Origin of the sequence: Enterobacter kobei (assembly GCF_001729765.1) — a bacterium.
Classification (GTDB): domain Bacteria; phylum Pseudomonadota; class Gammaproteobacteria; order Enterobacterales; family Enterobacteriaceae; genus Enterobacter; species Enterobacter kobei.
Window position 1 is genome coordinate 2,886,010 of the sequence record NZ_CP017181.1, and the last position, 13,534, is coordinate 2,899,543.

The following is a 13,534-nucleotide window of genomic DNA, read 5'->3' on the forward strand; positions in this document are numbered from 1 at the left end:
TTACCTTCTACTTAATCAGGCGGCTGTGTACGCCACACGTTGTTCACGATTTAATCCCTGAAGCGCCGACACATCGACGATCAGCGCCACGCTACCATCACCCAGAATGGTCGCGGCAGAAATACCAGGCACTTTGCGGTAGTTGCTTTCGAGGTTCTTCACCACCACCTGATGCTGACCAATCAGCTGATCAACCAGCAGCGCATAGCGACGGCCCGCACTTTGCAGGATCACAACGATGCCCTGCGTGGCCTCGGTCTTCGCGCCGTCCACTTCGAACACTTTCCACAGTTCCACCAGCGGCAGATATTCCCCGCGCACTTCGAGCACGCGCTCACCGCCCGCCAGCGGATGCAGATCTTCTTCACGCGGCTGCAGGGATTCCATCACCGCGTTCAGCGGAAGAATGAACACTTCGTCTGCCACTTTCACGGACATCCCGTCGAGGATCGCCAGCGTCAGCGGAAGCAGGATGCGAATGGTGGTGCCGGAACCCTGCTTAGACTGGATCTCAACGTGGCCGCCCATCTCCTGGATGTTACGTTTCACCACGTCCATGCCGACGCCGCGCCCGGAAACGTCAGTCACCTGCTCTGCGGTAGAGAAGCCGGGCGCGAAGATCAGCATCCCCACTTCTTCATCGGTCATGTTTTCGTTGACCGCCATGCCCTGCGAAATCGCCTTCGCCAGAATACGCTCGCGGTTAAGACCCGCGCCGTCATCGGTCACTTCGATGCAAATATTCCCGCCCTGATGTTCCGCAGAGAGAATCAAATTGCCCACCGGCGATTTTCCGGCAGCAATGCGGTTTTCCGGCAGTTCAATACCGTGGTCGAGGCTGTTACGCACGAGGTGCGTTAACGGGTCGATGATGCGCTCGATCAGGCTCTTATCCAGCTCGGTGGAGCTACCCATCAGCGTCAGTTCAATCTGTTTATTCAGTTTGCTCGCGAGATCGCGTACCAGGCGCGGGAAGCGGCTGAAGACATATTCCATCGGCATCATACGGATGGACATGACCGATTCCTGCAGATCGCGGGCGTTACGTTGTAACTGACCCATGCTGGTGATCAGATCGCCATGGGTAACCGGGTCCAGTTCATTAGAACGTTGTGCCAGCATCGACTGGGTGATCACCAGTTCGCCCACCAGGTTGATCAGCTGGTCAACCTTCTCAACGGCAACGCGAATGCTGGTGGATTCGCTGGAGCGCGCGGCCGGTTTTTCACCACGTGCAGGTGCAGCAGCGTCTTTTGGCACCGCTTTCAGCGCCGGGGCCGCAGGCGCGACAGCCGGGGTCGGAGCCTGAGCGATGACGGCCACCTCTTCCTGCGCTACTGGAGCTTCCGCTTCGGCGGTTTCGGTTTCGAAGGCAATCTGGTCGGCTTCAATCACAAAGCACAGCACCGCCACGATATCGTCCTGACCAATCCCGTCATCAAGCGTAGCGGCGAGGCTGTCTTTGCCTTTCACGACATTGCTTAACGTCGCCAGGTTACCCAGCTCTTCTTCCAGCAGGTTAACCTCATTCTCTTTCAGGCGTGAAAGCACAACACGCAATTTGCCCGCTTGCGCAGCGGCTGGCACGGTTTCACCGGCACCAACCGCATCGACAACGCTCAGTTTTGCAGCAGGGACAACGGCTGCTGCGACCTCACCTTTTGCTTCCAGGGCGAGTTGGCGAAGCGCATTGCAGATATATTCAAAGCTGGCGGCATCAGGCTCTGCCGAACTTTTATAGGCGTCGAGCTGTTCCTGCATAATATCTTTGGTTTCCAAAAACAGGTTGATAATGTCGGTATTGAGCTGCATCTCACCGCGTCGTGCTTCATCCAGCAGGTTTTCCATTAAATGGGTTGTTTCCTGCAGGATGGTAAATCCAAACGTTCCGGCTCCGCCCTTAATGGAATGCGCCGCACGGAAGATGGCATTGAGCTGCTCGGAGTCCGGTGCTTCGGGCACCAGGTCGAGCAAATGTTGCTCCATATCGGCCAACAATTCGTCGGCTTCATCAAAGAATGTCTGGTAAAAATCGCTAATATCCATGCTCACGCTATCACCTCGGATTGGCTGGTGGCGATGTTGGAACGGCAGCCGAAGGAACGGCCCCAGGCTGTTTTAAATCGTCCAGTGACTCATTCTGACTTTCGGCGTTTTCATGCAGGATGGCCTGCTCCGCCTGCTGGTTCAGCACTAAAAGACTGATACGACGGTTGATGGCGTCATCCGGCCCGCGGTCGGAGACGCGCATGGTTGCTGCCATGCCGACCACGCGCAGTACCTTGCCATCATCAAGCCCACCGGCCACCAGCTCGCGACGCGAGGCGTTGGCACGATCGGCAGAAAGCTCCCAGTTGCTGTATCCCTTCTCCCCACTGGCGTACGGGAAATCATCCGTGTGGCCTGACAGGCTGATTCGGTTAGGAATGCCGTTCAGCACCGGTGCAATAGCGCGCAGAATATCGCGCATGTACGGCTCAACCTCAGCGCTGCCGGTTTTAAACATCGGACGGTTCTGGCTATCAATGATCTGAATACGCAACCCTTCCTGCACCAGATCGATTTTCAGGTGCGGTCGCAACGCACGCAGTTTGGGGTCAGCCTCAATCAGCTGATCGAGATCGCCACGCAGTTTTTTCAGACGCGCCTGTTCCATCTTCCTCTTCAGCTCGTCGATGTTCGGCTCTTTTTTCACCTCACCCTTCTGCTGGGTGTAATCATCACCGCCGCCAGGAATGGGGCTGTCGCTGTTAGAGATACGCGGCCCACCGGTCACTGCCGTCGCCAGCGGCGTACGGAAATATTCGGCAATCTGGATCAGTTCTTTCGGGCTGGAGATGGAGATCAGCCACATCACCAGAAAGAACGCCATCATTGCAGTCATAAAGTCGGCGTACGCGATTTTCCACGAGCCGTGCGCGCCATGCCCACCGCCCTTGTGCTTGCGTTTTTTTACGATGACGATCGGATGGGACTGATTTTTCATGCGTCCTCAGTTGTCGTCTGTTGGTTTGGGTTTTTCACCGCGCGCACGTGTTCTTCAAGTTCGATAAACGACGGACGCTCGCTGGAGTAAAGCGTTTTACGGCCAAATTCAACCGCGATCGGCGGCGCATAACCGTTGAGGTTTGAGAGCAGCGTGATCTTCACGCACTGCATCATTTTTGTGGTTTCCGCGCTCTTCTGGCGCAGGACGCTGGCCAGCGGAGAGATAAAACCATAAGCCAGCAAAATACCGAGGAAGGTCCCTACCATCGCATGGGCAATCAGCGCGCCCAGTTCGGCCGCCGGACGATCCGCCGAGGCCAGGGCATGTACCACCCCCATCACCGCCGCAACGATACCGAAAGCCGGAAGCGAGTCACCCACCAGCGCCAGGCTGTTGGCAGGCACTTCAGATTCGCTTTCGTGGGTTTCGATCTCTTCATCCATCAGCGCTTCGATTTCGAAGGTATTCATATTGCCGCTGATGATGAGTCGCAGATAATCGACGATGAAATCCAGCATCATGGCATCAGCCAGAATGCGCGGATAGCTGGCAAAAATTTCGCTCTCTTTCGGGTTTTCAATATCCCGCTCAAGAGAGAACATCCCCTGCTGACGTGACTTCGCCATCAGGCGATAGAGCAGCGCCAGCAGATCCATATACATGCTTTTGGTATATTTCGAGCGACGGAACAGCAATGGAATGGCTTTCAACGTGCCCTTGATGGATTTGCCGTTGTTACCAACGATAAAAGCCCCTACCCCTGCGCCGCCGATGATAATAAGTTCAGCCGGTTGATAGAGTGCTCCAAGGTGCCCGCCGGTCATCATGTAACCGCCGAAAACTGTACCGAGAACTACCAGGTAACCTAATAAGATAAGCACGACATCATCCTTCCGCTAGTGACTATGGCAAGGACGTTCAGTTCGTAGCGTTTACCGTTTGAGGGGTAAAAAAAAGCAGCGGTAATGACTTACCGCTGCTGGAATCTTGCCCACACGTTCGGGTTAAACAGCTTGTTCGATCTGTTCATCCAGCAGTTGTGGAATAATATCGGCAGCATCCCGGGAAAGTTTACGTCTTTTTACTGCGCGGGATGGAGGCTGGCATAAACTACAGGCGAAGCTGCCAACAGGCTGATGAGCATGGGTAATAAAATTGCCATCGCAGCAATTGCAGCGCGACAATTCAAGCATTCCGCTCTCAACAAAACGTACCAGCGTCCATGCTCGGGTCAGTGCCAGCAGGGGGCCTTCGTCCTGCTGCGGGCATTGTTCAAGGTAAAGTTTATACGCTTTGATCACGGCGTCGACGCCGCTACACAAACCGGTTTTCAGAAGGTATTGCCAGGCGTTACAGAACATCGATGCGTGGATATTTTGCTCCCACGTCATAAACCAGTCTGTCGAAAACGGCAACATGCCTTTCGGCGGGGGACTACCACGTAACTCTTTATACAGTTTAATGAGGCGACCACGGCTCAGCTGAGTCTCGCTTTCCAGCATTTGTAAACGAGCACCCAGCGTAATCAGCTCCATGGCAAGCTGTATGTCACGCGCTTCCTGAACAATGCTTTTCTCGCTCATTGCTAGGCCCTTTTCTTACGGGCTGCGTCATCAGGCTGGCTGATTTCGTTAAGCAAGCGAGTGGAGAGAAGAATACCGGTATGGATCTGTTGCAGATCGTCAACACGGGATTCCTGCGTCAGACGCGTGATCGTCTGCGGATTGTCAAAACGGAACTGGCAAACCAGTTGATTCGTTTCGGCCAGTTTTACCATCTGCGGGAGGGTTAAACCACCCAGCATGGTTGCCATTTCTTCGTTAATACCCAGACGAAACATCGCGGACGCTTTGTCCTGACTAATTAAACGCTGCGCGAGCAGTAAATATGACAAATTGATGTCATAGATATGTTTTAGCAACTCGGATGTATGCATTGTTCCCATCCCGAATAACCAACTATTATTTTTATGCGGAAAGACCGCACCCCGTGATGTCGCCGGGAAATCACCCGGTATAAAAAGAAAAGGCTAAATGCATAGTTGAATCTAGGTTTGTATTCATCGAAACGCGCAAGAGTCGAAACGCAGTAACGTCTCTTACGTGGTTTATCATTTCTTACAAATAACTAAGATTTTTCCTAATTCGACGCAAACTCTACTCGTCAGATTTGCCACATACAATGCAGCCACCCTCAAATTTAAAAAAAATGTGATCCACGTCACACAATTTAAGTGAATATCCTCCATAAATCCATCAGTATGACTTGTAGTTTGTTCATTTTTTGCCCAATTGGCACAGTTTTGTATTCTTAATCGACGAATAGTCATGCAGAAGGGTGAAGCGAACTGGCATGTATCGTGCTTTTCCTGCCGTGAGCGCGCCCCGGAAACCTTCACAAGATGCTCATCTTAAGGAAACATTTTTCTTACCGTGAAAAAACATAGAGTTATGCAAGCCGCCCACAAAAATTGTTTCAGAGCGTGATCATTCGAAATATGTTTATAACGGGTTAAAACGATTTAACGGCAAAAGAGGGAAATTGTGTGATTTACGTTAAGTTGTTAATTTTTTTCATTTAGACGCGTTTTTCAGTTATTCTTCTTATAAGAATAATTAATGAATAATTATGATAAGCTTCACACTAATGTCGTAATCCCCTCTTGCAGATCCTGGTCATTCGCGGTAATGGTGATCACACGCTGTCTTTCAGACATCTAAGGAGTGCGACATGAGTTACTCCCATCTGCTTGTATCTGTTGCTGTTTCTCCCGAAAGCCATCTGCTTGTTTCCCGGGCCGTGTCCATCGCCAGGCCCAGCAATGCGCGCATTAGCCTCATCACGCTTGCAGCCGAACCCGAGATGTATAATCAGCTGGCAGCCCCCATGCTGGAAGATATTCGTGAGGTATTGCAGGAAGAAACACAGCAATTTCTGCGAGAGTTGGTAGAAAAGGCACAATATCCTGTTTACGAGACCGTAATTGCGACCGGTGAACTTAATGCTCATATTCTCGACATGTGTCGCAAACAGAATATTGATTTAGTAATTTGCGGGAACCATAACCACAGCTTTTTATCTCGCGCAGCTTGCGCGGCAAAATCGATTGTCGCGTCAAGCCAGGTTGATGTGCTGTTAGTGCCGCTTGGGGGGTCGTAAACCCCCCGGAGGAATATCAGGCGAGTTTAGGGAATGTTGCGATCTTTTTTTGCAGATCGCCTTCATGGCTTTGCGGCGTTATTTCGCGGAGATCCTGAATAAAACGCGCCTGCCAGTGATTAATATCGTTCTTACGGATCGTTTCCATCATCTCAGCATGGCGTGAAATGCGCTCCGTCAGCGGCATGGTCAACGCGCGGTTGAGGGCATTAGCCACGTCATCCCTATCGTAAGGGTTCACGATAAGCGCTGACGTGAGCTCATTCGCCGCCCCGGCAAACTGGGAAAGCACCAGTACCCCCGGGTCCGCCGGGTCCTGAGCCGCCACATACTCTTTTGCCACCAGGTTCATCCCGTCACGTAACGGGGTGACCAGCCCCACGTCTGCATAGCGGAAGACTTTCATCAGGATTTTGCGGTCAAAATGCTGATTCAGGTAAAAGAGCGGCGTCCAGCCAAGCTGACCATAGCGACCATTGATGCGCCCCGCTTCCGTTTCCAGCTGGTGACGAATATCCTGGTAGGCCTGAACTTCACCGCGCGACGTTGGCGCTATCTGTGTATAACGAATTTTACCGTGGTGCTGAGGGTATTTATCCAGCAGCGTTTCATAGGCCAGGAAGCGTTCCGGTAGCCCTTTGGAATAATCCAGACGCTCTACCGAGAAGATATTCTTCACATGCTTGAGTTCATTCTTCAGCTGCGCCAGCTTCGGCGGCAGCGGGCCGGAAGCCTGATCCGCAATCTCGTCGGGTTCAATCCCAATCGGATACACTTCGGTGTGGAAGGTTTTCCCCCACGCCGTATGGGTCTTGCCGCCTTTTGTCATCAGTCGCGTTTTACCTGACACCGAATCCAGGAACGCGAGGCGGTCATTTTCGGTCTGGAAGCCCAATAAATCGTAATCACACAGCCCCTCCAGCAGCGCTTCATGCGGCGGCAGTGCGGTAAAGATCTCCGGCGTCGGGAACGGTATGTGCAGGAAGAAGCCAATCCGGTTGTTTACTCCCCTTTTACGCAGCTCTCGGGCGAAGGGCAGCAGGTGGTAATCGTGGATCCATAAAATATCGTCTTCCTCTATAAGAGGCAGCAGTTTATCCGCCAGCAGCGCGTTGACGCGCGAGTACCCTTCGAAGGATTCACGCTGGAATTTGACCAGGTCAAGACGGTAATGAAACGCAGGCCACAGCACGGCGTTGGAGAATTGCGAGTAATACTCGTCATAGTCTTTCTCTTTCAGCGCAAAGGATGCCCACGTGATATTCCCACGCGTCACTTTGTTAAGCGGTTTCTCTTCTTCACTGATTTCACCACTCCAGCCAAACCACAGCCCACCAGCAGCTTTCAAGGCACCTAACACCCCTACCGCCAGGCCACCTGCACTGGATTTTTTATCATCAGGCGGTGCAATTCGGTTAGAGACGACGACTAAGCGACCCATAATGGTTTCCCCCTTTGTTTTGCGCTATTTGTTGTTGTTGCTGGTTAGCGATTTCAGATATCCACTGCCAGACGGCGTCGACATTTGCCAGACGCCATTCTGCGACAGTGTTACCAGGCCCCACCTTAACGGCGATCCCTCCGGCCTGATTCACCACGCGAAATCCGGCCTCGTCGGTCAGATCATCGCCTAAAAATACCGGTATACGTCCCTTAAATGGCGGTTCCGCCATAAACGCCGCAATAGCAGCACCTTTATTAATGCCTTCAGGTTTTATCTCAACGACACACTTCCCCGGCTGTAGCGCGAGCTGCGGGTGTGCATCGACCACGCTACGGGCAATCGCAAATATCGCTGCTTCGTGATGCGGTGCCTGCCGATAGTGCAAGGCGAATGCCATGCCTTTCGCTTCCAGTTCCGTACCCGGGAGTGACGCCAGCGCCGAGGAGAGTTCAGTGTGTAACGCCTGAATTAAGGTATCGGGGAGTGATACAACATGCAGTTGATCATGGATATCGCGGCGCTCCGCTCCGTGTACACCGGCTAGCGGAAAGTGGTAAGGACTGGCGAGCACATCCAGCTCGGCCATTGAGCGCCCTGAAATCAATGCCAATGCGCCCTCGTTCAGTCGAGAGAGCTGCTGCAAATTCTCTAGCACCGTATCCGGTACGACCACGTCGTCAGGATGCGGCTGGATCCCGGCGAGCGTCCCGTCGAGGTCAAAAAAGAAAGCATATTTTCCGGGCAGTACAGGCGGTGCGGTTAACGAGTCAGCCACCCTATTCCTCCTTACAGTTGATGAGAGGTAAACGCCTTTACCTCTTTCATAGCCATGTAAGTATAGACAGTGTGATGGGGCTCGCCATTTGACAACCGCCCCGCCAGCAAAACTGGCGAGGCGGTTCAGGGGTCAACTATGGTTATAAGTTGAGCAATAAAAAGTCAGCGTCGGGGTTACACGGTACGCTTTGCTTTTTGCTTGTAACGGTCGAATATCACCGCCGCCAGCAGGATCAGACCACGCACCACGTACTGAGAGAACGGCGAAATATTCAGCAGGTTCATGGCGTTCTCTACCGTCCCTAAAATCAGGATACCAGCCACCACATATGAGATTTTTCCGATGCCGCCCTTGAGGGAAACACCCCCTAAAACGCAGGCAGAAATGACGATCAGCTCATAACCAATCGAGGTCATTGGCTGGCCGCTGGTCATACGCGAGGCCAGAATAATCCCGGCGGCGGCAGAAACCAGTCCCGAGAGGACAAAGATAATAATCTTGGTGCGCACCACCGGCACACCGGCCAGACGTGCGGCTTCTTCATTGCCCCCGATCGCCAGAGTATTGCGGCCAAACGTGGTCCGGTTGAGCAGGAAGCCGAACAGGATCAGGCAGGCCACGGTGAGCCAGATTGGCGCAGGCAGGCCCAGCCAGTTAGCGTAACCCAGCGTAAAGAAGCGCTCGTCTTCAATCCCGACCGCTTTACCGTCGGAGATGATATAGGCCAGACCTCGCACAATTTGCATCGTCGCAAGCGTGGTTATCAGGGCGTTAATCTTCAGACGAGCAATGACAAAACCGTTCACCAGGCCGCTAAGCACGCCTAGTAACAGACCCGCCAGCACGCCAATCCACAGGCTTTCTGTCATGTTGATCACCACGGCGGTGGTCACGCCCGCACAGGCGATAACAGAGGCCACCGACAGGTCGAAATCACCGGAGGCCAGACAGAACAGCATACCGCAGGCCACCATGCCGGACATGGAAATGGCCAGGCCCAATCCTTTCATATTAATGAAAGTGGCAAAGTTAGGGACGAAGATCGCACAGGCGACGAAAAGTGCGGCAAAGACCACCAGCATGCCGTACTGATCCCAGATACGACCAAAACTAAAAGCCGACTTCGGCGCTCCGGATGTAGTAACAGAGGACATCATTAACTCCTTACTCAGGCGACTGCCTGGCTGACTTTAGGCATGGCGAGGTTCAACGCCTGTTGTTCATTCGCCTGTTCATGAAGTAATTCACCGGCGATTTCGCCTTCACGCATCACCACAATGCGGTCGGCAACGCCAAGCACCTCCGGCAGATCGCTGGAGGCGAAAAGTACCGCCACGCCGCGTTTTGCCAGTTCATAGATCACGTTATAAATCTCGTGTTTTGCGCCCACATCGATACCGCGCGTCGGCTCATCCAGCAAAATGACCTTCATGTCTTCCGACAACCAGCGGCCTAAAATGGCCTTCTGCTGGTTCCCCCCTGACAAATTCATAATCAGCTGTTCCGGGCCGGGCGTTTTAATATTCAGCGAGCGAATATGGTGGTCGGCATTGCTCGACTCCCAGCTGTCGTTTATCAGGCAACCCGCGCGAATAAACTTACGGCGGGCGGAAATATTGATGTTGTCACGCACCGAATGCACCGGAATGATCCCTTCCGCTTTGCGGTCTTCCGGACAGAGCATCATTCCTGCCCTGATCGCGTGGGCGGGTTTCTGGATATCAACCTGCTCACCGTCGATGGAGACCCGCCCTGCGGAAATGCGGGTACCCCCGAACAAGCCTTTCATTAATTCGCTGCGCCCCGCCCCTACCAGGCCAAACAGCCCGACGATCTCGCCGCTGCGGACGGATAATGAAACCGGTGTTCTCACGCCTGGCGCTTTCACGTTTTCCAGCCGCAGGCGTTCAGGGCCATACTCGCGCGGCTTCCAGTGATAGATATCGCCCAGATCGCGCCCGACCATCGCCTGAACAAGCTGGTCATGGTTAACCTGCTGCATATCGCTAAAGGTGCGCACATAGCGCCCATCTTTAAAAACGGTAATGGCATCGCTCAGGGCAAATATCTCTTCCATGCGGTGCGAGACATACAAAATGGTGCGTCCTTCCTGTCGCAACTCGCGGATCACGCGGAACAGGTTTTCGATTTCACGCTTGGAGAGCGAGCTGGTGGGTTCATCGAAAGCAATAATTTTGGCGTTGCGCGCCAGCGCCTTGGCAATTTCAACCATCTGCCACTGGCCGATGGAGAGATATTTCAGCGGCGTCTGGGGATCGACATCCAGACCAAGATGTTTAAGCTGCAGCCCCGCTTCATAATTAAGTAGCGAACGGTTCACCACGCCGCCTTTGTGCGGAAGCTGGCCTAAATAGATATTTTCCGCCACGGTCATCTCGGGAATAAGGTGCAATTCCTGATAGATAATGGCCACCCCGGCATTAAGCGCCGCCGTGGTATCGGCAAAGGCCATCTCTTCGCCGCGAATAGCCAGCGTGCCGGTTGTTGGCGCGTAGTTGCCGCTGAGGATTTTTAACAGCGTGGATTTCCCCGCTCCGTTTTCCCCCATCAGGGCGTGAACCTGTCCGGCATAGCAGTCAAAGCTGATATCGGTCAGCGCATTAACACCGGGGAACGTTTTCCCGATGCCGCGAAAAGAGAGATAGGGATGAGACTGTTGCATAACGACTCCGTGATTCCTGTAGTCTGTACGTCTGGCCCCTTACGGCGAGTAAGGGGCACAATCACAGCGTATTACTTACCGCCCAGTCCTTTTTTCGCCAGTTCCTCTTTGAAGTTGTCGCGGGTGATCAGCACCACGTCGGTCACTTCGGTAAATTTCGGCGGTTCAGCGCCTTTGGTTACCCAGTTGTAGAGCATTTCGCTGGATTTGTAGCCGTGGACATCCGGGCTTGGCAGCAGAGAACCGTAGAAGCCGGTGGCCTGCGCTTTGGAAAGCTCACTGACGGCGTCAACGCCGTTGATGCCAATTCCGATCACATCGGGCGCTTTAAAGCCCTGGCCTTCTGTCGCACGGACCCCACCCAGCACGGTGTTATCGTTCATACCGACCACCAGCCAGTGCTTCACTTCCGGGTGCTGAACCAGCATGGAGTTCGCGGCGTCAAATGCCCCCGGGATATCGTTGGATTTGGTCGGGACTTTATAGATCTGTTTCTCCGGGAAACCGGCCGCTTTCAGCGCGTCCATTGAGCCCGTCGTACGACGACGTGCTGTGTCCAGCTCATCAGCGGTAATGGCCATGACGGCGGTCTCTTTCACATCCCAGCCGCGTTTCTGCATTTCTTTATAGAGTTCCTGACCCTGACGTTCGCCGATTTTGGTCGCCGCCATCATGACCAGCGGCACGCTGTCCATCGGTTTGCCTTTGGCATTCACGAACTGATCGTCAACGGCAATGACTTTCATGTCGTAACCGCGGGCTTTCGCCGCAATGGCGGACCCCAGTTTCGGATCCGGTGTACAGATAACAAAACCTTTTGCACCGCTGGCCGCCAGGCTGTCGATGGCGTTCAGCGTTTTCTCACCGTCGGGCACGGCGATTTTAATCACTTCAAAACCTAAATCTTTCCCGGCTTTATCTGCGAATTTCCACTCGGTCTGGAACCAGGGTTCTTCGGGCTGTTTTACCAGAAAACCGAGTTTTAAATTCTCAGCGATAGCGGATTGTGACATAACGGCAGCCAGACCGATGGCCGCCAGCGCTTTAGTAAATTTGTGCATGGTAAACTCCAGCTTTAGCATTCTTTTCTGTAGGGAATATTTACGTGCTTCTTATTTAATCGGACTTAAAACAAGGCATTAGCGCTTACCTCGTCATAAGCGTTATTGCTGGTGATAGTTTTAGCGGGAAATTAATCATCCATAAGAGAGCCCCATCACACCGCAGAATTACAGTAATTGCGTACATAAATTCAGCGAAAATGACATAAAAAAGGCAGGATTTGTCAGACAAATAAAAGAGGGGTGAGCAGAATTATCCATAAGATTCGCTAAGAAGTCCCTGATGCCATTAGACCGGTCACGCCGGGGCTAAGGGTTGAAAGGAACACCCTGCTTTCCATCAAAAAAACACACTCGCGCTGAAAATATATTTCCCGGCAAAAATTGATTTAGCGCAATTTTAATGAAACATCATATATGCGAAATGAATTATCTGTATTTCTTGCTTTCCCAGATAATTATTCCGACGCAATCCCCCCGAAACACAAACCGCAACATTAAAAACACACTCCCCCTTAACTATCAGTAAGATAGAATGATTTCATTTCATGGGAAACTATTTGAATATTTGTACTATATTAAATTTTGTAATGTATGGTAAAAACAGCGGGATTAAGACTTTTCTTAAATTAAAGACAACGGTATGCTTATTTATATCGAACACAGGAAGTGAATTTCGGTCAGCTTTGGCACTGCAGAATCTCTTTTTCTGCTCTATTTCTTCGTATTTGCCTGGCGCTCAGGTTAAGCAACGGACATCACGTCCCACAGTCTATAAGGATATGAGTATGGCTACCCAAACGATGATGCAAAAACTTAACGCGCAGATGAACCTTGAGTTTTACGCCTCAAATCTGCACCTTTACCTCAGTGCGTGGTGTTCCGAGAAAAGCCTTACGGGCTCTGCCACGTTCTTTCGTTCACAGGCCCAAAGCAACGTCACCCACATGATGCGCGTCTTTAATTTCCTGAAAGCGGCGGGGGCAAACCCGGTTGTTAAAGCCCTGGAGGGGATCAACGATAATTACTCTTCTCTGGAAGAATTGTTTGAAAAGACGCTTGAAGAGTATGAACAGCGTTGCACGACGCTCAACAAGCTGGCCGATGAAGCCAGAGCGCAGCATGACATGACCACGCTGAAATTCCTGCGCGATATGGATAAAGAGCAGCAGCAGGACGGAATGCTGCTGAAAACCCTTGCGGACGAGATCCATAATGCGCAACAGGCAGGTTTGTGCCCGGAACAAACCGATCGCCACCTGCTCGACATTGTCACAGTGCAGCATCACTGACGCTTTTGACCTGCTCCCGTTCGGAGCAGGTTACCTTCCCTGCGCCAACCTTCTGCTTTTGCTGAGATTTAACAAATCAGATCTCGCTCCCAATGATTAACCACACAACATGTAATGATTTATTTAAT

At 52.3% G+C, this 13,534-nt stretch carries 12 protein-coding genes; 2 read left to right on the forward strand and 10 right to left on the reverse strand.

The features are described 5' to 3' along the window. Positions 1-15 precede the first annotated feature (15 nt). The 5 genes from cheA to flhD form a co-directional block, all read right to left on the reverse strand. Positions 16-2,052: a chemotaxis protein CheA gene (cheA, locus tag BFV64_RS13920; RefSeq protein WP_047626983.1), complete on the reverse strand. Its 2,037-nt coding sequence runs from the start codon at positions 2,050-2,052 to the stop codon at positions 16-18. Between the two features lie 4 nt (positions 2,053-2,056). Continuing rightward, entirely contained in the window at positions 2,057-2,986 is a 930-nt protein-coding gene (gene motB / locus BFV64_RS13925) for a flagellar motor protein MotB (RefSeq protein WP_014884353.1), read from the reverse strand. Then, complete coding sequence (gene motA / locus BFV64_RS13930; RefSeq protein WP_008500417.1) at positions 2,983-3,870, reverse strand: flagellar motor stator protein MotA; 888 nt, start codon at positions 3,868-3,870, stop codon at positions 2,983-2,985. The genes motB and motA overlap by 4 nt, the downstream gene beginning before the upstream one ends. Before the next feature lie 123 nt (positions 3,871-3,993). Then, the gene (flhC, locus tag BFV64_RS13935; protein WP_014884354.1) at positions 3,994-4,572 is read right to left on the reverse strand and encodes a flagellar transcriptional regulator FlhC; all 579 of its coding nucleotides are present in this window, start codon (positions 4,570-4,572) and stop codon (positions 3,994-3,996) included. A 2-nt stretch (positions 4,573-4,574) separates the two neighbouring features. Next, positions 4,575-4,925, reverse strand: a complete 351-nt coding sequence (gene flhD / locus BFV64_RS13940) for a flagellar transcriptional regulator FlhD (RefSeq protein ID WP_013096050.1) — start codon at positions 4,923-4,925, stop codon at positions 4,575-4,577. Positions 4,926-5,719: 794 nt separating this feature from the next. Here flhD and uspC point away from each other — a divergent pair. Next, positions 5,720-6,148 (forward strand): universal stress protein UspC, encoded by a 429-nt coding sequence (gene uspC, locus BFV64_RS13945; RefSeq protein WP_014884355.1) that lies wholly within the window; start codon positions 5,720-5,722, stop codon positions 6,146-6,148. 16 nt (positions 6,149-6,164) lie between these two features. Here uspC and otsA read toward each other — a convergent pair whose 3' ends face one another. The 5 genes from otsA to araF form a co-directional block, all read right to left on the reverse strand. After that, positions 6,165-7,589 (reverse strand): alpha,alpha-trehalose-phosphate synthase, encoded by a 1,425-nt coding sequence (gene otsA, locus BFV64_RS13950; protein WP_014884356.1) that lies wholly within the window; start codon positions 7,587-7,589, stop codon positions 6,165-6,167. Next, complete coding sequence (gene otsB, locus BFV64_RS13955) at positions 7,564-8,367, reverse strand: trehalose-phosphatase (RefSeq protein ID WP_063614365.1); 804 nt, start codon at positions 8,365-8,367, stop codon at positions 7,564-7,566. The genes otsA and otsB overlap by 26 nt, the downstream gene beginning before the upstream one ends. A gap of 176 nt (positions 8,368-8,543) precedes the next feature. Further along, on the reverse strand, positions 8,544-9,524 hold the full coding sequence (gene araH, locus BFV64_RS13960; RefSeq protein ID WP_014884358.1) for an arabinose ABC transporter permease AraH: 981 nt from the start codon (positions 9,522-9,524) through the stop codon (positions 8,544-8,546). A 14-nt stretch (positions 9,525-9,538) separates the two neighbouring features. Beyond that, on the reverse strand, positions 9,539-11,053 hold the full coding sequence (gene araG / locus BFV64_RS13965) for an L-arabinose ABC transporter ATP-binding protein AraG (protein ID WP_014884359.1): 1,515 nt from the start codon (positions 11,051-11,053) through the stop codon (positions 9,539-9,541). 71 nt (positions 11,054-11,124) lie between these two features. Then, entirely contained in the window at positions 11,125-12,114 is a 990-nt protein-coding gene (gene araF / locus BFV64_RS13970; protein WP_008500409.1) for an arabinose ABC transporter substrate-binding protein AraF, read from the reverse strand. Positions 12,115-12,902: 788 nt separating this feature from the next. Between araF and BFV64_RS13975 the strand changes: the two genes are divergently transcribed. Next, positions 12,903-13,406, forward strand: coding sequence for a non-heme ferritin-like protein (locus BFV64_RS13975; protein ID WP_014884361.1), 504 nt, complete (start codon positions 12,903-12,905; stop codon positions 13,404-13,406). Positions 13,407-13,534: the final 128 nt, after the last annotated feature.

Excerpts from the sequence above, each read along its gene's own strand:
- araG (WP_014884359.1), bottom strand. The coding sequence starts at position 11,053 with ATGCAACAGTCTCATCCCTATCTCTCTTTTCGCGGCATCGGGAAAACG.
- araF (WP_008500409.1), bottom strand. The coding sequence starts at position 12,114 with ATGCACAAATTTACTAAAGCGCTGGCGGCCATCGGTCTGGCTGCCGTT.
- araH (WP_014884358.1), bottom strand. The coding sequence starts at position 9,524 with ATGTCCTCTGTTACTACATCCGGAGCGCCGAAGTCGGCTTTTAGTTTT.
- BFV64_RS13975 (WP_014884361.1), top strand. The coding sequence starts at position 12,903 with ATGGCTACCCAAACGATGATGCAAAAACTTAACGCGCAGATGAACCTT.
- otsA (WP_014884356.1), bottom strand. The coding sequence starts at position 7,589 with ATGGGTCGCTTAGTCGTCGTCTCTAACCGAATTGCACCGCCTGATGAT.
- flhD (WP_013096050.1), bottom strand. The coding sequence starts at position 4,925 with ATGCATACATCCGAGTTGCTAAAACATATCTATGACATCAATTTGTCA.
- flhC (WP_014884354.1), bottom strand. The coding sequence starts at position 4,572 with ATGAGCGAGAAAAGCATTGTTCAGGAAGCGCGTGACATACAGCTTGCC.
- uspC (WP_014884355.1), top strand. The coding sequence starts at position 5,720 with ATGAGTTACTCCCATCTGCTTGTATCTGTTGCTGTTTCTCCCGAAAGC.
- motB (WP_014884353.1), bottom strand. The coding sequence starts at position 2,986 with ATGAAAAATCAGTCCCATCCGATCGTCATCGTAAAAAAACGCAAGCAC.